Source organism: Phenylobacterium hankyongense, assembly GCF_003254505.1.
GTDB lineage: Bacteria > Pseudomonadota > Alphaproteobacteria > Caulobacterales > Caulobacteraceae > Phenylobacterium > Phenylobacterium hankyongense.
This window is the reverse complement of record NZ_QFYP01000001.1, coordinates 3,766,498-3,789,319: the sequence shown is the minus strand read 5'-3', so window position 1 is coordinate 3,789,319 and position 22,822 is coordinate 3,766,498. Positions and strand designations below refer to the sequence as shown.

23 protein-coding genes and 1 tRNA gene are annotated in these 22,822 nt (G+C 71.0%); 19 read left to right on the top strand and 5 right to left on the bottom strand.

The genetic code is table 11. The annotated features are described in order from the left end of the window. Positions 1 to 34 precede the first annotated feature (34 nt). From DJ021_RS18180 to DJ021_RS18125, 11 genes are all read left to right on the top strand, one after another. Positions 35 to 484 carry a DUF1801 domain-containing protein gene (locus DJ021_RS18180; RefSeq protein ID WP_111458875.1) on the top strand — a complete coding sequence of 150 codons (450 nt, stop codon included), beginning with the start codon at positions 35 to 37 and terminating at the stop codon, positions 482 to 484. A gap of 69 nt (positions 485 to 553) precedes the next feature. Beyond that, positions 554 to 1,048 (top strand): VOC family protein, encoded by a 495-nt coding sequence (locus DJ021_RS18175; protein WP_111458874.1) that lies wholly within the window; start codon positions 554 to 556, stop codon positions 1,046 to 1,048. After that, positions 1,041 to 1,496, top strand: coding sequence for a VOC family protein (locus DJ021_RS18170; protein WP_111458873.1), 456 nt, complete (start codon positions 1,041 to 1,043; stop codon positions 1,494 to 1,496). Before DJ021_RS18175 ends, DJ021_RS18170 begins: the two co-directional genes overlap by 8 nt. Then, positions 1,493 to 1,831: an ArsR/SmtB family transcription factor gene (locus tag DJ021_RS18165; protein ID WP_111458872.1), complete on the top strand. Its 339-nt coding sequence runs from the start codon at positions 1,493 to 1,495 to the stop codon at positions 1,829 to 1,831. The genes DJ021_RS18170 and DJ021_RS18165 overlap by 4 nt, the downstream gene beginning before the upstream one ends. Beyond that, positions 1,828 to 3,603 (top strand): MFS transporter, encoded by a 1,776-nt coding sequence (locus DJ021_RS18155; RefSeq protein WP_243626094.1) that lies wholly within the window; start codon positions 1,828 to 1,830, stop codon positions 3,601 to 3,603. Before DJ021_RS18165 ends, DJ021_RS18155 begins: the two co-directional genes overlap by 4 nt. 77 nt (positions 3,604 to 3,680) lie before the next feature. Then, a complete protein-coding gene (locus tag DJ021_RS18150; protein ID WP_111458871.1) occupies positions 3,681 to 5,090 on the top strand; it encodes a Do family serine endopeptidase in 1,410 nt (469 codons plus the stop codon). A 65-nt stretch (positions 5,091 to 5,155) separates the two neighbouring features. Beyond that, on the top strand, positions 5,156 to 6,463 hold the full coding sequence (locus DJ021_RS18145; protein WP_111458870.1) for a replication-associated recombination protein A: 1,308 nt from the start codon (positions 5,156 to 5,158) through the stop codon (positions 6,461 to 6,463). Further along, positions 6,460 to 7,212, top strand: a complete 753-nt coding sequence (locus tag DJ021_RS18140; protein ID WP_111458869.1) for an RluA family pseudouridine synthase — start codon at positions 6,460 to 6,462, stop codon at positions 7,210 to 7,212. The genes DJ021_RS18145 and DJ021_RS18140 overlap by 4 nt, the downstream gene beginning before the upstream one ends. Before the next feature lie 80 nt (positions 7,213 to 7,292). Next, the gene (locus DJ021_RS18135) at positions 7,293 to 7,796 is read left to right on the top strand and encodes a CC0125/CC1285 family lipoprotein (RefSeq protein WP_111458868.1); all 504 of its coding nucleotides are present in this window, start codon (positions 7,293 to 7,295) and stop codon (positions 7,794 to 7,796) included. Between the two features lie 40 nt (positions 7,797 to 7,836). Then, positions 7,837 to 8,220, top strand: a complete 384-nt coding sequence (gene crcB, locus DJ021_RS18130) for a fluoride efflux transporter CrcB (RefSeq protein ID WP_111458867.1) — start codon at positions 7,837 to 7,839, stop codon at positions 8,218 to 8,220. Next, positions 8,217 to 9,197: an RluA family pseudouridine synthase gene (locus tag DJ021_RS18125; protein WP_111458866.1), complete on the top strand. Its 981-nt coding sequence runs from the start codon at positions 8,217 to 8,219 to the stop codon at positions 9,195 to 9,197. The genes crcB and DJ021_RS18125 overlap by 4 nt, the downstream gene beginning before the upstream one ends. A 1-nt stretch (position 9,198) precedes the next feature. On the opposite strand, the gene DJ021_RS18120 is transcribed toward DJ021_RS18125, so the two are convergent. Together DJ021_RS18120 and DJ021_RS18115 are read right to left on the bottom strand one after the other, a co-directional pair. Further along, positions 9,199 to 10,461: a DUF1501 domain-containing protein gene (locus tag DJ021_RS18120; RefSeq protein ID WP_111458865.1), complete on the bottom strand. Its 1,263-nt coding sequence runs from the start codon at positions 10,459 to 10,461 to the stop codon at positions 9,199 to 9,201. Further along, a complete protein-coding gene (locus tag DJ021_RS18115; protein WP_341538144.1) occupies positions 10,458 to 11,894 on the bottom strand; it encodes a DUF1800 domain-containing protein in 1,437 nt (478 codons plus the stop codon). Before DJ021_RS18115 ends, DJ021_RS18120 begins: the two co-directional genes overlap by 4 nt. Positions 11,895 to 11,981: 87 nt before the next feature. Here DJ021_RS18115 and DJ021_RS18110 point away from each other — a divergent pair, with 87 nt between their 5' ends. The 3 genes from DJ021_RS18110 to DJ021_RS19235 all read left to right on the top strand — a co-directional run bounded on the left by DJ021_RS18110 (position 11,982) and on the right by DJ021_RS19235 (position 15,597). After that, positions 11,982 to 12,728: an ATP12 family chaperone protein gene (locus DJ021_RS18110; RefSeq protein ID WP_111458863.1), complete on the top strand. Its 747-nt coding sequence runs from the start codon at positions 11,982 to 11,984 to the stop codon at positions 12,726 to 12,728. 59 nt (positions 12,729 to 12,787) lie between these two features. Beyond that, positions 12,788 to 14,314, top strand: coding sequence for an acyl-CoA carboxylase subunit beta (locus DJ021_RS18105; protein ID WP_111458862.1), 1,527 nt, complete (start codon positions 12,788 to 12,790; stop codon positions 14,312 to 14,314). Positions 14,315 to 14,406: 92 nt separating this feature from the next. Further along, a complete protein-coding gene (locus DJ021_RS19235) occupies positions 14,407 to 15,597 on the top strand; it encodes a BON domain-containing protein (protein ID WP_243626092.1) in 1,191 nt (396 codons plus the stop codon). Positions 15,598 to 15,610: 13 nt separating this feature from the next. On the opposite strand, the gene DJ021_RS18095 is transcribed toward DJ021_RS19235, so the two are convergent. Continuing rightward, positions 15,611 to 16,408, bottom strand: coding sequence for a phytanoyl-CoA dioxygenase family protein (locus tag DJ021_RS18095; protein WP_111458861.1), 798 nt, complete (start codon positions 16,406 to 16,408; stop codon positions 15,611 to 15,613). A 563-nt stretch (positions 16,409 to 16,971) separates the two neighbouring features. After that, positions 16,972 to 17,505, bottom strand: coding sequence for a peptide-methionine (R)-S-oxide reductase MsrB (gene msrB, locus DJ021_RS18090; protein ID WP_111458860.1), 534 nt, complete (start codon positions 17,503 to 17,505; stop codon positions 16,972 to 16,974). Between the two features lie 112 nt (positions 17,506 to 17,617). On the opposite strand from msrB, the gene DJ021_RS18085 reads away from it, so the two are divergent. Together DJ021_RS18085 and DJ021_RS18080 are read left to right on the top strand one after the other, a co-directional pair. Then, the gene (locus tag DJ021_RS18085) at positions 17,618 to 19,597 is read left to right on the top strand and encodes an acetyl-CoA carboxylase biotin carboxylase subunit (protein WP_111458859.1); all 1,980 of its coding nucleotides are present in this window, start codon (positions 17,618 to 17,620) and stop codon (positions 19,595 to 19,597) included. A 43-nt stretch (positions 19,598 to 19,640) separates the two neighbouring features. Then, positions 19,641 to 20,051 carry a DUF805 domain-containing protein gene (locus tag DJ021_RS18080; protein WP_111458858.1) on the top strand — a complete coding sequence of 137 codons (411 nt, stop codon included), beginning with the start codon at positions 19,641 to 19,643 and terminating at the stop codon, positions 20,049 to 20,051. On the opposite strand, the gene lipB is transcribed toward DJ021_RS18080, so the two are convergent. Beyond that, complete coding sequence (gene lipB, locus DJ021_RS18075; RefSeq protein WP_111458857.1) at positions 20,048 to 20,773, bottom strand: lipoyl(octanoyl) transferase LipB; 726 nt, start codon at positions 20,771 to 20,773, stop codon at positions 20,048 to 20,050. The two genes, DJ021_RS18080 and lipB, sit on opposite strands and share 4 nt — an antisense overlap. 24 nt (positions 20,774 to 20,797) lie before the next feature. Here lipB and DJ021_RS18070 point away from each other — a divergent pair, with 24 nt between their 5' ends. The 3 genes from DJ021_RS18070 (at position 20,798) to mgtE (ending at position 22,770) form a co-directional block, all read left to right on the top strand. Next, complete coding sequence (locus DJ021_RS18070) at positions 20,798 to 21,109, top strand: FliM/FliN family flagellar motor switch protein (protein ID WP_424444215.1); 312 nt, start codon at positions 20,798 to 20,800, stop codon at positions 21,107 to 21,109. 84 nt (positions 21,110 to 21,193) lie between these two features. After that, positions 21,194 to 21,278, top strand: a tRNA-Leu gene (locus tag DJ021_RS18065). 61 nt (positions 21,279 to 21,339) lie between these two features. Further along, positions 21,340 to 22,770 carry a magnesium transporter gene (gene mgtE, locus DJ021_RS18060; RefSeq protein WP_111458855.1) on the top strand — a complete coding sequence of 477 codons (1,431 nt, stop codon included), beginning with the start codon at positions 21,340 to 21,342 and terminating at the stop codon, positions 22,768 to 22,770. The last annotated feature ends 52 nt before the right edge of the window (positions 22,771 to 22,822 follow it).

Genomic DNA, 22,822 nt, shown 5'->3' with positions numbered 1-22,822 from the left:
TGCCGCGGGGCCGCCCGGGGCGCAGCCTTCGTCGATGGACGCGGAAGCCCAGCTCGAAGGCTTCATCGCCAAATACTCCGACGCCGTCGCGGCGCAGATCCGGGCGGCGCGCGCCCGGATGCGCGAGCGCCTGCCGGGCGCGACGGAGCTCGTCTATGACAACTACAATGCTCTGGCGATCGGCTACGGGGCGAACGACAAGATCGGCGGGCTGGTCTTCTCCATCGCCGCCTACCCACGCTGGGTCAGCCTGTTCTTCGCCCGCGGCGCGGCGCTGGACGACCCCGCCGGCCGGCTGAAGGGGGAGGGCTCCCAGGTCCGCCATATCGTGCTGACCGACCTCGCGGTGCTGGACGAGCCGGAGGTGCGGGCGCTGATGGATCAGGCGCTGGCGAGGGCGCAGCCGCCGATCGCCGCCTCGGGCGGGGGCGCGGCCATCATCAAGTCGGTCTCGGCCCGCCAACGACCGCGGCGGCCGGCTTGACGAGATAGTTGCGATATGCGTTAAATATTGTCGTCTTAGAGAAGGATTTGGCAAGAGAAGGAGTTGGCCATGACCGAGGCGACAACACCGGTCTTCATGCCTAGCGTCTTCTACCGCGACCCGCTGGCGGCGCTGCGTTGGCTCGAGGCGGCGTTCGGCTTCGAGACCACGACCCTGGTGACCGACGCGGAGGGGCGTCTGGCCTATTCCGAGATGAGCTTCCACGGCGGCGTCATCAGCGTCGGGAAGGAATGGGACGGACCCCCGCTCGCCCCGGCGCGCACGCGCAGCCCGGCCTCCCTGAATGGCGCCTGCACCCAGTTCATCCGGGTCCACCTGGCCGACGGGCTGGACGCCCACGCGGGCCGGGCGCGCGCAGCCGGCGCGACGATCGTGCAGGAGCCGGCGGACCAGTTCTACGGCGCACGCGTCTATCGCGCCCTCGACCCGGAGGGACATGTCTGGGCGTTCAACCAGGAGGTCGCCGACGTGCCCATCGCCGACCAGGAGGCCGCCACCGGCCTGACGATCAGAAGCCCTGCGAAGGAGATGTCCCATGGCTGACTGGCGCGCCCCGCTGATGTCGGCGGTCTGCTACCAGGACCCGAAGGCGGCCCTGGACTGGCTGGAGCGGGCGTTCGGCTTCGAGGTCTCGATGGTGATCGAGGACGAGAAGGGCAATCTGGCCCACTCGGAGATGCGCTTCGGCAACGCCGTGGTGATGATCGGCAACGAGTGGACCGCCGACCACAAGAGCCCCCGCTCGATCGGCGGCAAGAACACCCAGACGGTGCACATCCAGATCGACACCGACGTCGACGCCCATTGCGAGCAGGCGCGGGCGGCCGGGGCGGAAATCCTCATGGAGCCCGCCACCCAGTTCTACGGCGACCGCACCTACCGGTGCCGCGACCCGGAAGGCCACATCTGGACCGTCGCCCAGACCGTCCAGGTGGTCACGCGCGAGGAGGCTGAGCAGGCCAGCGGCCTGAAGATCACAGGCTGGGTGTGAGCAGCCGACCGGCCGAAATCGACCGGACCCTGGCGGCGCTGGCCGACCCCTATCGCCGCCGCGCGGTGGAACTGCTGTCGGAGCGGCCGCGGGCGGCGGGCGAGCTGGCGCGGGCGTTGGAGCTTTCGCCGCCGGCAATGAGCCGGCACCTGCGGACCCTGCGCGAGAGCGGCCTGGTGGAGGAAACCCACCCGGAGTTCGACGCGCGCGTGCGGATCTATGCCTTGAGGCGCGAACCCATGACCCATCTGCTGCGATGGCTGGAAGAGGCCGAACGGATGTGGAGCGAACAGCTTGCGGCCTTCAAGCGGCACGTCGAGGGCGGACCGCAGTGACCTCCAAGGTGTTCATCGCCTTGCGGGTGCTGGCCACGCCGGAGCGGACCTTCGCCGCCTTCGTCGAGGAGATCGGCGCCTGGTGGCGGCCGAACCCACTGTTCCAGACCACCCCGCGACCGCCCGGCAGGCTGGCGTTCGAACCGGGCGAGGGCGGGCGGCTCACCGAGACGCTGGCCAATGGCAAAGTGTTCGAGATCGGCCGGATCATGACCTGGGAGCCGCCGGAACGCCTGGTCTTCTCCTGGCGGCAGGCGAGCTTTCCGCCCGACCTGCATACCGAGGTGGAGGTCCGCTTCGCCGCGGTCGGCGAGGAGACCCGGGTCAGCGTCGAGCCGCGGCTTCGACCTGGTGCCCGCCGAGAGCGCCGCGCGCCACGGTTTCCCCAACGAGGCGCTGCTCATGCGGCTGGCCGAGTGGTGGCGGGCGCAGCTCGCCGCGCTGGGCGAGGTCGCCTAACGCGGTTACGTCCGATACACGTCGTTTCAAGGTCGGGGAGAGCCATGAACATGACCAACGCCGCCGCCGGATCGTCGGCCAAGGCCCCGGGCCGTGCGCCGGCCTTCGGCTTCATCTTCGCCAGCGCGCTGATGAACGCGATCTCGTTCGGGATCATGATCCCGATCCTGCCCAACCTGATCAAGCAGTTCGCCGGCGGCGACACCTCGCTGGCCTCGGAGTGGAACGCGCTGTTCGCCACGGTCTGGGGGGTGATGCAGTTCTTCTGCAGCCCGATCCTCGGCCTGTTGTCCGACCGCATCGGGCGGCGGCCGGTGCTGCTGATCTCGCTGTTCGGCCTGGGCGTCGACTTCCTGTTCATGGCGTTCGCGCCGACGCTGGCCTGGCTGTTCGTGGGCCGGGTGCTGAACGGCATGACGGCGGCCAGCTTCTCGAGCGCCAATGCCTACCTGGCCGACATCACCCCGCCGGAGCAGCGCGCCAAGGCCTTTGGCTGGATGGGATCGGCCTTCAGCTTCGGCTTCCTGATCGGCCCGACCATCGGCGGCCTGCTGGGCGAGCACAACCTGCGGCTGCCGTTCCTGGCGGCGGCCGCCCTGACCCTGATCAACTGGCTCTACGGCCTGTTCGTGCTGCCGGAGTCGCTGCCGCCGGAGCGGCGGGCGAAGGCTTTCGACTGGAGCCGGGCCAACCCGGTGGGCTCGCTCAAGCTGCTCCAGTCGCAGCCGGGCCTGCTGGGCCTGGCCGGCGTCGGCTTCCTGTTCCAGCTGTCCTACATGGTGCTGCCGTCGATCTTCGTGCTCTACACCACCTACCGCTACGGCTGGACGCCGCGGACGCTGGGGCTGACCTTCGCGGCCACCGGCGTCGCCGGGATCATCGTCCAGAGCCTGCTGGTCGGGCCGGTGGTGGCGCGGATCGGGGAGCGCAACGCCGTGCTGCTGGGGGCAGGGGCCGCGGTCCTGGGCTTCATCTGGTACGGCTCCGCGCCGTTCGGCTGGCTCTATCTCCTGGGCGTGCCGGTGTTCGCGCTGGGCAGCTTCCTGCAGCCCGGGCTGCAGGGCCTGATGACCCGCAGGCTCGCGCCGAACCAGCAGGGGCAGTTGCAGGGCGCCAATCAGAGCCTGACCGGCATCGCCGCGATCCTCGGGCCGCCGCTGTTCGGCCTGGTGTTCGCCTGGTCGGTGCGCCAGGATGCCAGCCTGCATGCGCCGGGACTGGCGATCTACCTGTCCGCTGCGCTGATGGGCTTGGCCTTTCTGCTGGGATTGGCGGTCGCCCACCAAGCCAGGCCGGCCGCGGCGCAGGTCTAGACGCGGACCCTCCGGACGCCCAATTTGCGCCCGAAACCTCGGCACTGTGCTGCTCGATTTCGGCAACCGGAGACCCCATGCGCGCCCATCGCGTCCTGATCCCGACCCTCGCCCTCCTGGCCGCCTGCTCGCCCTCGGGAAAGACCCAGGCGCAGACCTCGCTTCCGCAGCCGGCCCGCAGCGTCCCGACCAGCGCGCTCGGCATGAAGCAGTCCTTCGCCCCGGTGGTCCGCAAGGCCGCCCCCGCGGTGGTGAACATCTCCTCCAAGCGCCTGGTGCGCCAGCAGGCGGACCCGTTCTGGGAGCTGTTCGGGATGGGCGCGCCGCGCAACCGGGTCGAGGGCTCGCTGGGTTCCGGCGTCGTCGTCCGGGCGGACGGCGTCATCGTCACCAACAACCACGTGGTGGAAGGCGGCCAGGAGATCACCGTGGCGCTGGCCGACCGCCGGGAGTTTCCGGCCAAGGTGCTGCTGGCCGACGCGCGCACGGACCTCGCCATCCTGAAGATCGACCTGCCGGCCGGCGAGCGGCTGCCGGTGCTGGCGCTGGACGACAGCGGCGACACCCAGGTGGGCGACCTGGTGCTGGCCATCGGCGATCCCTTCGGCGTCGGCCAGACGGTGACCAACGGCATCGTCTCGGCGCTGAACCGCAACGCCGACCCGAACGGCGACGCCGGCTCCTATATCCAGACCGACGCGGCGATCAATCCAGGCAACTCCGGCGGCGCGCTGGTGGACATGGACGGCGACCTGATCGGGGTGAACAGCTTCATCCTCTCCCGCTCGGGGACCTCCTCGGGCGTCGGCTTCGCCATTCCTGCGGCGGTGGTCCGCCGGGTGGTGGAGACCGCGGCGGGCGGCGGGCGCGCCGTGGTGCGGCCGTGGGTCGGCGCCCGGCTGCAGAGCGTGACGCCGGAGATCGGCCGGTCCCTGGGACTGGCGACGCCGTCGGGGGCGCTGGTGGCCGATGTCTGGCCGGGCGGCCCGGCCGACCGCGGCGGCCTGCGCCAGGGCGACGTGGTCACCTCCGTCGACGGCCAGCCGGTGGTCGACGCCGCCGGCCTCAACTTCGCCGTGGGCAACCACCGGCCCGGCGACACGGTGCGCATCGGCGTGCGCCGCGCCGGCGGCAATCAGCAGCTCACCCTGCGGGCCGACCCGGCGCCCGCCACCCCGGCCCGCGACGAGCGGGTGATCACCGGCCGCAATCCGTTCGACGGGGCCACCGTGGTCAACCTCTCGCCGGCGGTCGCCGAGGAGCTTGGCCTGGATCCCTTTGGCGGCGCGGGCGTGCTGGTGACCAAGATCGCCGGCGGCGCCGCCGCGCAGGTGGGCCTGCAGCCCGGCGACATCATCCGCGCCATCAACGGCCGCAAGATCACCACCGTCCGCGACCTGGCGGCGGCGGTCAGCGTCGCGTCGCGGGTCTGGCAGGTGACCATCGAGCGCAACGGCCAGCAGGTGACGGCGACCTTCCAGGGCTAGCCGTCGGCCAGGAAAGGCGCCCGGCGTCGTCTTCACCGGGCGCGTCTTGTGGTAAGTCCCCGCCCATGGCCGATCTCTTCGAAGCCGCGGGCCTGACGCCCCATGCGCCTTCACCGCTCGCCGACCGCCTGCGGCCGCAGCGGCTGGACGAGGTGGTGGGCCAGGACCATCTGCTGGGGCCCGAGGGTCCGATCCGCCGGATGGCGGAAGCCAAGCGGTTGGCCTCGATGATCCTGTGGGGGCCGCCCGGCACCGGCAAGACCACCATCGCGCGCCTGCTGGCCAAGGAGGCCGGCTACGAGTTCCAGCAGCTGTCGGCGGTGTTCTCCGGCGTCGCCGACCTGAAGAAGGCCTTCGAGGGCGCGCGGGTGCGTCGCGCGGCGGGCCAGTCCACCCTGCTGTTCGTCGACGAGATCCACCGCTTCAACCGCGCCCAGCAGGACGGCTTCCTGCCGTTCGTGGAGGAGGGGATCGTCACCCTGGTCGGCGCGACCACCGAGAACCCGTCGTTCGAGCTGAACGGGGCGCTGCTGTCCCGCTGCCAGGTGTACGTGCTGAAGCGCCTCGACGACGAGGCGCTGGAGACCCTGCTCAAGAAGGCCGAGACCTACGAGGTCCGGCCGCTGCCGCTGGAGCCGGAGGCGCGCGCCGCCCTCATCGCGCTCGCGGACGGCGACGGCCGCTACCTGCTGATGCTGGCCGAGACCCTTTTCAACATCGGCACGGCCAAGCCGCTCAACACCAAGGAACTGGGCCAGATCCTGCAGAAGCGCAGGCCGGCCTACGACAAGGACCGCGAGGAGCACTACAACCTCGTCTCCGCCCTGCATAAGTCGATCCGCGGCTCGGACCCGGACGCGGCGCTCTACTGGCTGGCGCGCATGCTGACCGGCGGCGAGGATCCGCTGTTCATCGCGCGGCGGCTGATCCGCGCGGCCGCCGAGGACATCGGCGAGGCCGATCCGATGTCGCTGGTGCTGGCGAACGCCGCCAAGGACACCTACGACTTCCTGGGCTCGCCGGAGGGCGAGATCGCGCTGGCGCAGCTGACGGTGCACCTGGCCGCCGCGCCCAAGTCCAACGCCGTCTACAAGGCCTTCGGCGCGGCCATGAAGGCCGCCAAGGAGACCGGCTCGCTGATGCCGCCCAGCCATATCCTCAACGCCCCGACCCGGCTGATGAAGGACCTCGGCTACGGCAAGGGCTACGCCTACGACCACGACGCGGCGGAGGGCTTCTCCGGCCAGAACTATTTCCCCGACGGCATGGAGCGCCGCAATTTCTACCAGCCCAAGGGCGAGGGGTCGGAGGCGCGGATCAAGGAGCGGCTGGACCGCTGGGCGGCCTTGCGCAAAGAGCGGGGCGAGCGTTGAGCCCACGGCCGGCGCGGCGGACGCAGGAGACCGGGATCAAGCTGAGCGCCGACGAGATCGCCTTCGTCCGCAGCCTGGTGATCTACGAGGACCCCGACATCCTGGCGCTGAACAAGCCTTCGGGCCTGTCCAGCCAGGGCGGACGGGCGCAGGTCCATACGCTCGACGAGCTGCTCTGGGCGTTCGCCCGGCCGGGCAAGGCGCGGCCGCGGCTGATCCACCGGCTGGACCGCGACACCTCCGGGGTGATCCTCACCGCCAAGACCAAGCCGGCCGCGGGCTTCCTCGGCAAGGCGATGATGGCGCGCAAGTTCGCCAAGACCTATCGGGCGATCGTAACGCCCGGCGCGCCGCAGCCGCCGCAGGGCGTTATCGAGGCGCCGCTGCGCCGCGACGAGATCGGCCGCGAGGCCTACATGCGGGTCTGTCCGCCGGACCATGCGGACGCCGAGGCGGCGCGCACCCGCTATCGCACGTTGGGCGAGGCGTCCGGCGCGGCTCTGCTGGAGCTCGATCCGGAGACCGGCCGCATGCACCAGCTGCGCGTGCACCTGGCGTCGATCGGCCGCCCGATCGCCGGCGACCCGCGCTATGGCGGCGCGCTGGTGGTAGCGGGACACCCGGTCCCGCGGCTGATGCTGCATGCGGCGGCGCTGATCTTTCCCCACCCCGGCGGCGGCCTGAAGCGCCTGGAAGCGCCGGTTCCGGCGGACATGGCGCAGCTGCTGGCGGCGCTGAAGCTGGGCTAGCCGGAACGGTGCGGCCTGCTTGCCCGTTTCCTCCACGAAGTCGCGGAACCGCAACGGTTTTCCGCCCGGACCCGAAGCCGATGAAACGCCGCCTGATCCTGCCCGTCCTCGCCGCCCTCGCGCTGAGCGCCTGCGCCAGCGCGCCCACCCGCTACCAGCCGGCCGCCGGCCCGCAGGCGGTCGGCTATTCGGAGTACCGGATCGAGCCGGGCCGCTACCGGATCACCTTCCGCGGCGGCCCCGGCGCGGGGATCGAGCAGGTCAGCGACTACGCCCTGCTGCGGGCCGCGGACCTGGCTATCGCCGAGGGCTACGACTGGTTCCGGGTGTCGGACCGCTTCGTCCGTCAGGCGGGGCCGGACAACGGGCCGCGCCTGGGTCTCGGCGTGGGCGGCGGCAGCGGCAGTTTCAACCGGCACGGCGGCTCGGCGGTCGGCCTGGGCCTCGGCACCAGCTTCAACCTGGGCGGCGGCCCGTCGCTGGCGGCCACCCTCGAGGTGATGATGGGCCGCGGCCCGAAGCCGCCGGGCGCCGACGTCTATGACGCCCGCGGCGTGCGACGGGGAATCGGCACCCGCACCTGACGCCCTTTGCGGCGGCGAGCGGCCGTCGCATAAGGGGCCGATGTTGAATCTCCTCCTCGTCGGGGGCGGCGGCGCGCTGGGCGCAATCGCGCGCTACCTCCTCGGCTCCCAGCTCACCCGCTCGCTCGGGACCCGCTGGCCCTATGGCACCTTCGCCGCCAACCTGATCGGCGGCCTGTGCATGGGCCTGCTGATCGGCGTGCTGGCGCATCGCGGCGGCGCCGACCAGGAGAAGTGGCGCCTGCTCCTGGGGGTCGGCGTGCTGGGCGGCTTCACCACCTTCTCGGCCTTCTCGCTGGAGACCGCCCTGATGATCGAGCGGCGCACCTACGGCGCGGCCGCGGCCTATAGCGCCACTTCGGTGGTGTTCGCGGTGGTGGCGCTGTTCCTCGGCCTGATGCTGGCCCGGCGGATGTTCGCATGAGGGAGGTGCGCACCCTCTATGTGGACAGCGGCGAGGACGGCGTGCGCCTGGACCGCTGGTTCAAGCGCCGCTGGCCGCACCTGAACCACATCATGCTGCAGAAGCTGACCCGCTCGGGCCAGATCCGCGTCGACGGCGCGCGCGCCAAGCCGGACACCCGGCTGAGCGCCGGGGCGCAGGTCCGGGTGCCGCCGCTGCCGGACGCCCAGCCGCCGCGCGACAAGCAGGACCTCGATCCGCGCGAGGCCAACTACGCCCGCTCCCTGGTGCTCTACGAGGACGAGGAGGTGCTGGCGCTGAACAAGCCCTCCGGCCTCGCCGTGCAGGGCGGCACCAAGACCTCCAAGCACATCGACCGGCTGCTGAGCGCCTGGGGCGAAGGGCTGCAGCGGCCGCGCCTGGTGCACCGGCTGGACCGCGACACCTCCGGCGTGCTGGTGCTGGGCAAGACGCCGGGGGCGGCCGCCAAGCTCGCCGGAGCCTTCGCCCGCCGCAACGCGCAGAAGACCTACTGGGCCATCGTCGCCGGCTTCCCCAAGCCCGGCGAGGGGGTGCTGGAGCTGCCGCTGGCCAAGCGCGGCGTCGGCGATCGCGAGATGGTGATCCCCGCCGACCCCAAGGACCCCGACGCCGAGGCGGCCGAGACCGAGTTCGTCACCCTTGCCCGCGCCGGCCCGCGGGCCGCGTGGATGGCGCTACGGCCGCGCACCGGCCGCACGCACCAGCTGCGCGCCCACATGCTGGCCATGGGACATCCGATCCTTGGGGACCCGAAGTACAACACCGAGCTCTCCGTGGAGCTATCCGCCGGCCTGAAGCTGCAGCTTCACGCCCGACGGCTGGTGCTGCCGCACCCCTCGCGCGGCACGCTGATCCTCGAGGCGCCGCTGAGCCCGGAGATGAAGGCCGGCTTCGAGCACTTCGGCTTCGACGAGCACGAGGCCGATCCGGAGCCGTTCGCCCGCAAGCGCCGGTAGGTCAGGCGAGGTTCGCCACCGGCCGCACGCCGCCGCTGTCCGGGAAGACGGCGGTGTCGAGCGCCGCGCGGTCGACGCCCATGTGGTCGGCCAGAACGCCCTTGAACAGGCCGCGCATGTCGAGGCTCGGCGCCAGGTCGCGGTTCTCGAACAGGGCGCTCTGCTTCAGGCCCGGCCAGTCGCCGACGATGCCGCCGCGCTTCAGCGCGCCGCCCAGCAGCAGGGCCGTCGAGGCGGTGCCGTGGTCGGTGCCGGCGGTGCCGTTGACCCGAGCCGTGCGGCCGAATTCGGTGGCGACCACCACCACGGTGTCCTTCCAGGCCGGGCCGAGGCCGGTGTGGACGCCGTCCAGCACCGCGTCGAGGTAGCTCAGGCGGGTGGCGAGCTGGCCTTGTCCGGCGCCCTGGTTGGCGTGGGTGTCGAAGCCGTCCAGCGAGATGGCGGCGATCTGCGGCCCGCCGGGCTCGCGCATGAACCCGGCCAGGGTCTCGCCCAGCTTGGCGGCGGCGTCGCGGCCCTGGCGGAGCAGCGCCGGGGCGTTGGCGGCGGGCGGCGCGGCGGCGGCGGCCATCTGGGTCGGCGGCCCCCCTGCGGAAGGCGCGAGATTGCTCATCGCCGCCTGCGCCATGGCCTCGGTGGCGAGGCCGCGGGCCAGGGCCGGGCCGAGCAGAGGATCGTTCTTGTAGAGGTCCTGCAGCAGGGTCGGCAGCCGGGCGCTGCCGTCGACCACCCGGCCGGGCGACCAGGAGCCGGCCGGCGCCTTGCCGCGCAGGATCAGCGGGGCGGTCGGGCCGACGGAGAGCGCCTCGACCTTGCGGTGGGCGGAGATGGTCTCCACCGCCCGGTTCAGCCAGCCGGACGAGGTCCCGTAGACGCCGCTCGCCCCGGTCTCCAGCACGTCCTGCGCCTCGAAGTGCGAGCGGGCGCGGTCCGGCGTGGCGACGGCCGGGACGATCCGCGCCTCGCCGGCCTTGGCCAGCGCGTAGGTGGCGGTCAGCGCCGGGTGGAGGGCGAAGGTCCCGTCGAGCTTCAGCGCCTCGTCCTTGAGCGCGATGGGGCCGCGAAGGGCCGCATAGTCGGGGTCGCCCACCGGTGGCGAGACCGACAGCCCGTCCATGCCGCCGCGGCAGATCACCACGATCAGTTTCTTGCGCGCCAGCCCGTCTTCGGTGGCGGCGAAGCTCTGGGTGGCGAGGAACTGCAGGGAGACGCCGAAGCCGGCGGCTGCGGCCAGCACGCCGCGGCGGGAGAGGGGGCGGGTCATCGGCGTTGGAACTCCGGGCTCATCAGCGCCAGGGCGAAGCCTTCGGGGCGGCTCTCGGCGCGGGCGACGGCCAGGGCCGTGGCGGGCGTCAGGCGGGCGCCCAGGGCGTCGGCGGCGAGGATCTTGGGGTCGCGGTCCTGCACGGCCGCCGCGGCGAAGCCCTGGGCGAACTGCATCCGCTTGACGATGGCGTCGGGCGCGGCCCAGGAGTCGGCGTCCTCGGCCCAACCCTTGGGCGAGGGCGCGGAGAAGGGCTTCTGGCCGAGCGCCGTGAGCACCGGCGCCACCTGGCCGATGGCCTTCGGCTGGCCGCCGGCCGCGCGGTAGCTGGAGACCACGAAGTCGTAGGGCGTCTTGAACTTCGCCGGCTGCGGGGCCCAGGCCTCGGGCGCGGCCACCAGGGCCTCGGCGACCCGCGACAGGTCGCCCCGCGACGCGGTCCAGGCCTTCTCCAGCCGCGCCACCAGGGCCGGCGGCGGATTGTCGGCCACGAAGTGCCGCGCGATCTTGGTGCAGACAAAGCGCGCCGTGGCCGGCTTGGCGGCGAGGTCGGCGAGGATGGCCTCGGCTTGCTCACGGCCGCCGGCCGGATAGCGCACGCCCATCACCGTTCGCTCGCCGGGCTCATGCGCCGCCATCCGGAACACCGAGGCGCCGGCGGCCGAGTCGGGGTCGCGCGGGCCGCCGATCGAGACGCCGGTCATCGCGCGGGCGAACTCGGTGACGTCGGCCTGGGTGTAGCCGCCGTCCACGCCGACGGTGTGCAGTTCCATGATCTCGCGGGCGAGGTTCTCGTTCAGCCCGCCCTGCCGTCGCGCGCCGGCCTTCAGGAGGGTGGCGGCCCGGCTGTTCGGCCCGATCGACTGCGCCTGGTCGAGGTAGAGCAGCATCGCCGGATGGGTCTCGGCGGCCTGCGCCAGGTCGGCGAAGCGACCGAAGACGTGGGGCCGGAGGGCCTCGTTCTCGAACGGGCCGACCACGGTGGCGGTGATCAGCTTGTTGGCCGAGACGGTGAAGTGGTTGGCCCAGAACAGGGTCCAGCGCTCGCGGAAGCCGGCGTCGGTCGTGGCGCCCAGTTGGACGCGAGCCAGGAAGTCCGTGCCGGTGTCCTCCCGCAGCAGGCGCTGGGCGAACTTCACCGGGTCGCGGTCCGGAGCGGCGGGCGGCGCGGCCGCGGACTGGCCGGCCGGCGGCTGGGCCTGGGCGTCCTGGCGCATGGCGCGGCGGTCCTGCTGGTAGTCGCGCACCGCGATCAGCCGCTCGCGGGTGGTCTCGCCATTGGTCTGCGGCTGGTCGGCGCCCTCCCGGCGGATCTGCGCCCGCAGCCAGCCCTGCGGGTCGTGGGCGAGCTGGGCGATCTCGCCCGGCCTGGCGCCCAGGCCGAACCGCGTCGCCGCGATGGCCGCCTGCAGGTCCCGATCGGCGGTGGTCACGCGAGATGCCTCCTTGCGCGTTTCGGTCTTCGTCCCCATTCCACGCCGGATGCGCCGCGTTCCGTCGGCGAGCGGAGAGACGAAGCCTTGCAAAAGGGATTTCACGAACCGGTCGACAAGCCCAGGCGCTTCTACAAGACCGTCGAGGTGGTCGACGCCGTTCATGCCGACGGGGGCGGCTTCACGGTGCTGCTGGACGGCCGTAACGTGCGCACGCCGCACAACGCCCGCCTGGTGCTGCCGACCCGCGCGCTGGCCGATGAGGTGGCGGCGGAATGGGCCGGTCAGGGCGAGACGATCGAGCTGGCGACCATGCACGCGACGCGGCTCGCCAACACCGCGCTGGATTCCATCCCGCAGGCCCGCGAGGCCACCGCCGACCAGATCGCCGACTACGCCGGCTCCGACCTGCTGCTCTATTTCGCCGAGTCGCCGGAGGGTCTGGTCAGCCGCCAGTTCGAGCGCTGGAACCCGCTGCTGGAGCGCGCCGAGGCGGAGGCGCGGCTGTCCTTCGTACGCGCCTCCGGCATCGTCCACCGCGCCCAGCCGGCCGAGACACTGGCGGAGGTGCGGGCGATCGCGCTGGGGCTCGACGACTTCGGCCTCGCCGGGCTGGCGTTCGGCGCGGCGCTGTTCGGCTCGGCGATCCTGGCGATCGGCGTCCAGCGCCGCTGGCTGACCGGCGACCAGGCGTTCGAGCTCTCCCGCCTGGACGAGTCCTGGCAGGAGGAACAGTGGGGCGTCGACGCCGAGGCGGCCGAGCGCACCGAACGCCTGCGCGGCGAGGCCGAGATGCTGGAGCGGTGGTTCAGGGCGCTCACGCCCGCGGCGTGACCTTGCCACCTTCCGCGTCCGCCTCTACCCCTCTGATTCAAGTAGAGAAGGGCGCGGGCGTGAAGCACATCCTGGAAGAGCTCGAGAAGCGCCGCCAGACGGCCAAGCTGGGCGGCGGCGAGAAGCGGATCGCCTCGCAGCACGCCAAGGGCAAGCTGACCGCGCGCGAGCGCATCGACCTGCTGCTGGACGAGGGCTCGTTCGAGGAGTTCGACATGTTCGTCGAGCACCGGGCCGTCGACTTCGGCATGGCCGAGCAGAAGGTGCCGGGCGACGGCGTGGTCACCGGCTGGGGCCGGATCAACGGCCGCGTGGTGTTCGTCTTCTCCAAGGATTTCACGGTCTTCGGAGGATCTCTTTCGGGCGCTCATGCGCAGAAGATCCTCAAGGTCCAGCGCCAGGCGATGAAGGTCGGGGCGCCGATCATCGGCCTGTTCGACGCGGGCGGCGCGCGGATCCAGGAGGGGGTCGAGAGCCTGGCGGGCTACGCCGACATCTTCCTGGAGAACACCCTGGCGTCCGGCGTCATCCCGCAGATCAGCGTGATCATGGGCCCCTGCGCCGGCGGCGACGTCTACTCCCCGGCGATCACCGACTTCATCTTCATGGTGAAGGACACCTCCTACATGTACGTGACCGGCCCGGACGTGGTGAAGACGGTCACCCACGAGGACGTCAGCCACGAGGAGCTGGGCGGCTACCGGGTGCACGCCATGAAGTCCGGCGTCGCCGACGGGGCCTTCGAGAACGACCTGGAGGCGCTGACCCAGGTCCGCCGGCTGATCGACTTCCTGCCGCTGTCGAACCGCGAGAAGCCGCCGGTGCGCGAGAGCTTCGACGAGCCCTATCGCGACGAGCCGTCGCTCGACACTCTGGTGCCGGCCAACCCCAACAAGCCCTACGACATGAAGGAGCTGATCCTGAAGGTCGTCGACGAGGCCGACTTCTTCGAGATCAGCCCGGACTTCGCCAAGAACATCGTCGTCGGCTTCGCGCGCCTGGACGGCCAGCCGGTGGGCATCGTCGCCAACCAGCCGCTGGCGCTGGCCGGGGTGCTGGACATCGACGCCAGCCGCAAGGGCGCGCGGTTCGTGCGCTTCTGCGACGCCTTCGAGATCCCGATCATCACCTTCGTCGACGTGCCGGGCTTCATGCCGGGCACCAAGCAGGAGCAGGGCGGGCTGATCCGCCATGGCGCCAAGCTGTTGTTCGCGTTCGCCGAGGCCACGGTGCCGAAGATCACCCTGATCACCCGCAAGGCCTACGGCGGCGCCTACGACGTGATGAGCTCCAAGCACATCCGCGGCGACATCAACTACGCCTGGCCCACCGCCGAGATCGCGGTGATGGGATCCAAGGGCGCGGTGGAGATCATCTTCCGCAACCAGAGCCCCGAGCAGCTGGTCGAAGCCGAGGCCGAATACAAGGCCCGCTTCGCCAACCCGTTCGTCGCCGCCTCGCGCGGCTACATCGACGACGTGATCATGCCGCACGGCACCCGCCGGCGCATCGTCAAGGCGCTGAAGAACCTGGCCGGCAAGCAGCTGACCAACCCCTGGAAGAAGCACGACAACATTCCGCTCTGAGCGACCGCGCCGCCGGAACAACCGCCGCAGCTTCGGGTTTCGCCCTCAGGGCGAGATGCCCAAGAAACTCAGCAAGAGCGGAGGACTGCGTCATGGCCGACAAGTGGACGGAAGAGCGCGAGCGCCAGATGCGGGAGCGCGACCGGCGCCGGTCGGAGCAGTACGGCCGCGGCGGCGACTACGGCGGCGAGGACTATGCGGCCGGCCCCGGCGAGGCGCGCAGCTGGGACCAGGACGACGACGCCACCCGTGGCGTGCCGCGCGGCGGATCCGATCGTGACCGGGTGTTCGGGGAGCGCGAGACCGGCGCCAACTACACGCGTGGCACGGGTGTAACCGCCGGCGGCGGCGCCTATGGCGGCGGCGAGAGCTATGGCCGCAGCGGCGGGGCCGGCCGGCCCGCCGGCTACCAATCGACCGGACGCCAGGGCGGCGGCTATCGCGGCCCGGCGCCGCGGATCGCGCCCCAGGACTACACCGGCGGCGGCCGCTTCTACGGCGACGACGAGCGCGAGCCGATCTACCGCGAGGAATACGGCCAGGGCGGCGTCGAATACGGCGACGTGCCGCGCGGCTACGACGCCCGCAATTCCGGCGGCCCAGGCGGGGCCGGCGGCTACCCGGAGCGCACCGGCCCGACCAGCGACCGGCGGGCTTCCGGCGGCACCGGCGGCTACGACTACGAGCGCGGCTACGGCGACGCCGGGCGCGGTCCGATGGGTCGCGACCGCGAGCGCTGGGACGAGCGCGGCGGCGACAACCGCGGCGGCGAAGGCGTCGAGTTCATGCGCAAGGCCGGCGAGCGGATCTCCAGCTGGTTCAAGGGCGACCACCTGATGCACGGCAGCCGCCCCGACGAACGCAACGACTACGAGCGCGAACACCGCATCATGGAAGCCGACCGCGGCCGCCGCGGCCTGGGGCCGAAGAACTACAAACGCCCGGACGAGCGGATTAACGAGGAGGCGCACGAGCGGCTCACCGACGACAGCTGGCTCGACGCCACCAACATCACCATCACCGTCTCCGGCGGGGAGATCACCTTGTCGGGTACGGTGGAGAACCGCGAGGCCAAGCACCGGGCCGAGCGGGTGGTGGAGGACATCTCCGGCGTCAACCACGTGCAGAACAACCTGCGGGTCGACCGCGGGAGCTTCCTGACCAGTCCGGCCAGCGGCTACGGCGACAGCGTGCTGGAATCGCAGATGCGCAAGGATGACCCGACCGCCAACGCCTCCGGCGGCGTCGGCGGCGGCCAGTCCACGGCCGGCAAGAAGACCTGAGGCGGCCCGACGGCTAGTAGGCGAACGCCCGGTAGCTCTCTTCCTGCCGGGCGGCTTCGGCCTTGGTTTCGAACACCGGGTTGAACCGCAGCCAGCGGCGGGCGCGCTCGGGCAGGCCGACCAGCACCTCGGCGGGCACGCGGATGTTGACCTCCGGCCGATACAGCCAGCGCCGGGAGTAGCCGATCACCACCATCGGCCGCGGGACCGCGGTGCGGTTTGGCGTGCCGCGGTGGATATGGCGCACGTCGCGGATCATCACGTCGCCGCGGTTCATGTAGGCGCGTACCAGCGGGACCTCGCCGCTCTCGATGCGGCGCATGCCCTCGGCCTTGGCGGTCATGTGGGTGCCGGGCGCGTACTCCATCGGGCCGTTCTCGTCGGTGACGTCCACCAGGGCGAAGTTCACCGCCAGCTGGTAGGGCGGGGTCTCCGCACCGCTCTCCGGGAACAGCAGCTGGGTGTCGCGGTGCAGGTCCTGATAGTCCGAGCCGATCAGCGGGGTGTCGCTCGCCAGCTGGCACATGACGCCGTCCGCGCCCACGAGCTCCTCGACCACGGCCATGATGGCGTCGTTGTCGATGATGCCGGCGTCGGCCCAGAGGTCCTGGAAGGGCAGGGTGACGTAGTGGCGGTTGGCGCCGCGGTTCGGGTCGTCGCCCTCCCGCGCGATGGCGGCATTCAGGAGCGGCTGGAAGGCCTCGTTCCAGGCGTCGATGGTGGCGACCGGGATCAGGCCGCGCAGGATGGTCAGGCTGGTCTCGCGGACCTCGTCGGCCCGGGCCCTGGCTTCGGTGGGGGTGAGGTTCATGGCGGGCCTCCGCAAATTCCGTGGAGGGAACGCTAAACCCCGGCCTCCGGTCGCGCTCGCAGGGCGGATCCTCGCATGGGAACCGCCTGACGCCGCGGACGCTCAAGCTCCGATGGCGACGCAGGAGCGCTCATGAACGACCTGGAGCGCGCACTACTGGCGGCCTTCGTCATGGTGGTCGCGACCGTGATCATGCACCTGCTCGGCCTGATGGGGCTGATCAAGCTCACGCAGCTGCATATCAAGCATTTCCGGACGCCCTGGCTCGCCCTCGATCGGATGCTCGTGCCGCTGGGCATCGCCACGGGGCTGTTCGCGCTGCACGGGGCGGAGGTCTGGCTCTACGCCGCCGCCTACCAGCTGCTGCACGCCACCCACGGCTGGGAGAAGGCGCTCTACCTGTCGGCCGGCGCCTATTCCACGGCCGGCTGGCCCGGCGTGCAGACGCCCGAGGGCTGGCGGCTGCTGCCGGCCCTGGAATCGCTCAACGGCATGCTGCTGCTGGGCTGGTCGACGGCCTTCCTGTTCCAGACCCTGCACCGGATCCTGCAGACCGACGAAGGTCACCCGTTGCCGGAGGGCGCCATCGCCGAGGAGATCGAGGAAGAGGCCCCGGACGGCGAGGGGAAGGACTCGCCGCGGCCGAGCCGGTCGGGCAGCGGCGCGCCGCCGGGGACGAACTCCAGCGACACCGAGTTGATGCAGTAGCGCAGCCGGGTCGGCGGCGGGCCGTCGGGGAAGACGTGGCCCTGGTGGCTGCCGCAGCGCGCGCAGGTCGTCTCGATGCGGACCATGCCGTAGGAGACGTCCCTGATCGCCGTGACGTGGGTCTCGTCGAAGGGCGCCCAGAACGACGGCCAGCCGGTGCCGCTCTCGAACTTGGTCTTGTGCTCGAACAGCGGCAGGCCGCAGAGGCGGCAGCAGTAGACGCCGTCGTCCTTCTGATCGAGCAGGCCGCCGCAGAACGGCGCCTCGGTGCCATGGTGCAGCAGCACCTCGGCCTCCTCGCGGGTCAGCGAGGCCTCCAGGCGCTTGCGTTCCTCGGGGGTAGGCGGGGTCAGGTCGAAACCGGACGGGGAGACGGCTGGCGTGCTCATGGCCGCCAATCTAAGGTCGCGCCCTTCCGTTCGGAAGACTCGAAGGCCTTAGGGAGACTCAAAGCTTGGTGACGACGACACCGCCCGGGCCCGCTGCGGCGAGGCGCGCCTGATGTTCTCGAAGATCCTGATCGCCAACCGCGGCGAGATCGCGGTGCGCATCATCAAGACCTGCCGGCGAATGGGGATCGCCACGGTGGTGGTCTATTCCGAGGCGGACGCCGACTCCCTGGCCGTGGAGATGGCCGACGAGACGGTGTTCATCGGCGAGGCGCCGGCCGCGCAGTCCTATCTGGTGGCCGACAAGATCGTCGCTGCGGTGCGCGAGACGGGCGCCGAGGCGGTGCACCCGGGCTTCGGCTTCCTGTCGGAGAACGCCGGCTTCGCCCGCCGCCTGGCCGAGGAGGGGATCGTCTTCATCGGCCCCAATCCCCGCGCCATCGAGGCGATGGGCGACAAGATCGAATCCAAGAAGTTCGCCCAGGCCGCCGGCGTCTCCACCGTGCCCGGCCACGTCGGCGAGATCGACGACACCGCGCACGCGATTCGGATCTCCGAGGAGATCGGCTATCCGGTGATGATCAAGGCTTCGGCCGGCGGCGGCGGCAAGGGCATCCGGGTGGCCTGGAACCGCCAGGACGTCGAGGAAGGCTTCCCGGCGGTGAAGGCCGAGGCCAAGGCCAGCTTCGGCGACGACCGGATCTTCATCGAGAAGTTCATCGAAAGCCCGCGCCACATCGAGATCCAGGTGCTGGGCGACAAGCACGGCCACGTGGTCCACCTGTTCGAGCGCGAATGCTCGATCCAGCGGCGCAACCAGAAGGTCATCGAAGAGGCGCCGAGCCCGTTGCTCGACACCGACACCCGCGCCGCCATGGGCGAGCAGGCGGTGCGGCTGGCCCAGGCGGTCGACTACGACAGCGCCGGCACCGTCGAGTTCGTGGCCGGGCAGGACAAGAGCTTCTTCTTCCTGGAGATGAACACGCGCCTACAGGTGGAGCACCCGGTCACCGAACTGATCACCGGCGTCGACCTGGTGGAGCAGATGATCCGCTCGGCCTACGGCGAGCCGCTTCCCTTCGCCCAGCAGGAGCTGACGATCAACGGCTGGGCGATCGAGAGCCGGATCTACGCCGAAGACCCCTACCGCGGCTTCCTGCCGTCGATCGGGCGGCTGGTGCGCTACGACCCGCCGCAGGAGGGCGACGTTCACGGCGCCAAGGTGCGCAACGACGCCGGCGTGCGCGAAGGCGACGAGATCTCGATGTACTACGACCCGATGATCTCCAAGCTGTCGACCTGGGCGCCCGAGCGGCTGGCGGCCATCGACGCCATGGGCCGGGCGCTGGAGGACTTCCACATCGAGGGCCTGGGCCAGAACATCCCGTTCCTGGCCGCGGTGATGGACCAGGAGCGGTTCCGCTCCGGCCAGCTCTCCACCAACTACATCAAGGACGAGTTCCCGGACGGCTTCCATGGGACCGCACCCACCGCGTTCCAGCGCGACGTGATGGCGGCGGTGGCCTGCGCCATGCACCGCACCATCACACGCCGCGCCGCGCCGGAGCTGCTCAGGCAGGACTGGATCGTCGTCGAGGCCGGCGAGCGCCGCCCGGTGCGGGTGACCAACGGCGACGCCGGCTTCACCATCGCCTTCGTCGACGAGGACCGCACGCTGCGGCTGGACGGGATCGAGTGGCGGCCGGGCAAGCCGACCTTCTCCGGCGTCCTCGACGGCCGGGCCTTCACCGTGCAGGTCAAGCCGGCGGCGGAGGGCTTCATGATCCGCCACCGCGCCGCCCAGGCCCATGTGCTGGTGCTCACCCCGCGCTCGGCCGAGCTGCACGAGAAGCTGCCGCCGAAGACCGCCGCCGACACCTCGAAGATGGTGCTCTCGCCGATGCCGGGCCTGGTGGTGACCCTCGACGTCACCCTCGGCCAGGAGGTCCGCGCCGGCGAGCCGGTGGCGGTCATCGAGGCCATGAAGATGCAGAACATCATCCGCGCCGAGCGCGACGGCACGGTCAAGGCGGTGAACGCCAAGGCCGGCGACAGCGTCGCGGCCGACGAAGTGCTGGTGGAGTTCGCCTGACGGCGAAGCTCGCTATAGTGCGTGCGTCGGACAGGGAGCGGTGATGAACGGCCAGATCGATTGGGCGGAGCTGTTCTTCTCCGCCGAGGGGCGGGCGGCGCGGACGCCCTCGCTGGTGGCCGCCGCCATCCTGATCGCCGTCGCCGCCCTGTACGAGGCGATCGTCGGGCCGACCCTGCACTGGCTGACCGGCTGGCTGGCCTATCCGGCGCTGTTCTATTGCGGGGCCTGCGTGCTCTCCAAGCGGCTGCACGACCGCGGGCGCTCCGGCTGGTGGGCGGCGGCGATCCTGTTCGCCACCCTCGCGGTCTGGCCGCACCCCAACGGCTTCTTCAACTTCCTGTTCGTCCTGGTGCTGATCTGGGCGGCGGTCGAGCTGGGCGTGCTGGCCGGCGAGCCGGGGACCAACCGCTATGGCCCCAACCCGCTGCGCCCCGTGGCCGCGGCGGCCTAGAGAGGCGGCGGCGCCTCGGCCACCTCGCCGAACACCTCGCGGAAGCTGGCCAGCAGGGCGGCGTCGGCTTCGTCCAGGGTCACCGGCAGGCCGAGGTCCACCAGGCTGGTGACGCCGTGCTGGGTGACGCCGCAGGGCACGATGCCGCCGAAGTGGGTCAGGTCCGGCTCGACGTTCAGCGAGACGCCGTGGAAGGACACCCAGCGGCGCAGCTTCACCCCGATGGCGGCGATCTTGTCCTCGCGGGTTGGCAGGCCGGGGACCTTGCGCTCGACCCAGACGCCGACCCGGCCCTCGCGGACCTCGCCGCGGACGTTGAAGCGGGCCAGCGCGCCGATGGTCCAGGCCTCCAGCGCGGCGACGAAGGCGCGCACGTCGCGCCGCCGCCGCGTCAGGTCCAGCATCACATAGGCCACCCGCTGTCCGGGGCCGTGATAGGTGAACTGCCCGCCGCGGCCGCTCTGGAAGACCGGGAATCGGTCGGGCTGCAGCAGGTCGCCGGCCTTGGCGGAGACGCCGGCGGTGTAGAGCGGCGGATGCTCCAGGAGCCAGACCAGTTCGCCGGCGCGGCCTTCGGCGATGTCGGCGGCCCGCGCCTCCATGGCCGCCACCGCCTCGGGATAGGCCACCGGATCGCGCGAAACCGCCCAGCCTGCGGGGGCGCGGTCGTCGCGCGCGAAAAGCGGGGCCGTGGCCGGCGGATTTAACGTGCGGTCAAGCATGTCGCTCCAATGTGGGCGTCCGGCCTGCCTCTGGCAAAGCCGGCGGCGCGGTTTTTCGCGCATAGTCCGCGGGGGCGTAGTTTCTTGAGCCAGGTCAAGGCGGTAAACGTGGAGATCCAGGTCGTCCTGGGTCGCTCGACGCTCCCGATGCAACAGCTCCTGCGCATGGGCCGCGGCGCGGTGATTCCCTTGGACACCACGGTGAACGAGGAGGTCTGGATCCTCGCCAACAACCATCCGATCGCCCGCGGCGAGATCCAGATCAACGAAGACCGCATTTCCATCGCCGTCACCCGCGAAGCCAACGTCTACGATTACATGGCCGGGGAAGCCTGAACGAACTGCGGTGCTTTGCGTGGCCGTGGCCACGCGCCCTTCACAAAGCCTCAGGTGTTTGCTAACCCCCGCCGCTCACCACGAGCGGTCGTGGCGGAATTGGTAGACGCGCAGCGTTGAGGTCGCTGTGGGGCAACCCGTGGAAGTTCGAGTCTTCTCGACCGCACCAGTGAATCAGGGTTTTCAACCGGATAGGAACGAGACGTCCGTCATAAGCCAGGGAGGTCCGCATGAGCCGCGAAACGGACGACCTCATGGACCTGGCCCGGCGACAGAATCCCGAGACGGAAGAAGACCTTGAAGACCTCGCCCTCGGCGAGGACTACGCCCTAAATCCCGAATACGTGCCGATGGTGGCCGACGCGCTCGATCGCGGCGACACCGAGCGTCTGCGCGACCTGCTGGGCGCCCTGCATCCGGCCGACATCGCCGACCTGATGGGCTTCCTGTCGGCGGACGACCGCGAGGAGCTGCTGCCGCACCTCGATCCCGAGGCGCTGGCCGAGATCCTCTCCGAGCTCGACACCGAGATCCGCGAGGAAATCCTCGAGCACGTGCCCTCGGCGACGCTCGCCAAGGCGCTCGGCGAGATGGAATCGGACGACGCCGCCGACGTCGTCGACGACCTGGAGGCCGACAAGCGGGCCCAGGTGCTGGCCGCCATGCCCGACGTCGAGCGGGCGGCCATCGAGAACACGCTTGCCTATGAGGACGAGACCGCCGGGCGCCTGATGCAGCGCGAGGTGGTGGCCGCGCCGCAGTTCTGGACCGTCGGCCAGACCATCGACCACCTGCGCCGCGAGAGCGACGAGCTGCCGGAGCTGTTCTTCGACGTCTATGTGGTCGACCCGGCCTACAAGCCGGTCGGGGCCGCCCCGGTCAGCCACCTGCTGCGCAGCCGCCGCGAGACGCCGCTGGCGCAGATCATGGAGCAGGTCACCGAAATCCCGGTCGATATGGACCAGGAAGAGGTCGCCTACATCTTCGACAAATACCACCTGATCTCCGCCCCCGTGGTCGAGCCCGGCGGACGGCTGGTGGGCCAGATCACCGTCGACGACATCGTCGGCGTCATCCAGGAGGAGACCGAGGAGGACATCCTGGCCCTGGCCGGGGTTTCCGACGCCGGCCGCGACGCCGGCTTCCTGGGCATCGTGAAGTCACGGCTGCCGTGGCTGCTGGTCAACCTGGTCACCGAGGCGGTCGCGGTGACCGTCATCGGCCCCTTCCAGCCGATGATCGCCAAGATCGTCGTGCTGGTGATGCTGATCCCCATCGTCTCGTCGCTCGGCGGCAACGCCGGCACCCAGGCCCTGACCGTGGCGGTGCGCGCCATCGCCACCAAGGAGCTGAACGCCGCCAACGCCATGCGCGTGATCATGCGCGAGCTGGCGGTGGGCTTGCTCAACGGCGGCGCCGTGGGCCTGATGCTCGGCGGCGCGCTCTATCTCTGGCAACACGACTGGAAGCTGTCGCTGGTGGTCTTCCTGGCGATCATCGCCAACCTGTTCGTGGCGGCGCTCGGCGGGATCCTGGCGCCCATCGTGCTCGAGCGGTTCGGGCGCGACCCGGCCGTCTCCTCGTCGGTGGTGGTCACCTTCATGACCGATTTCTTCGGATTCCTCGCCCTGCTGGGCATCGCCGCCCTCATCCTGTTGTAAACCTCCGTTGGGCTATGACACGGCCTGGCTCTTGCCTTGCGAGGCATGACGC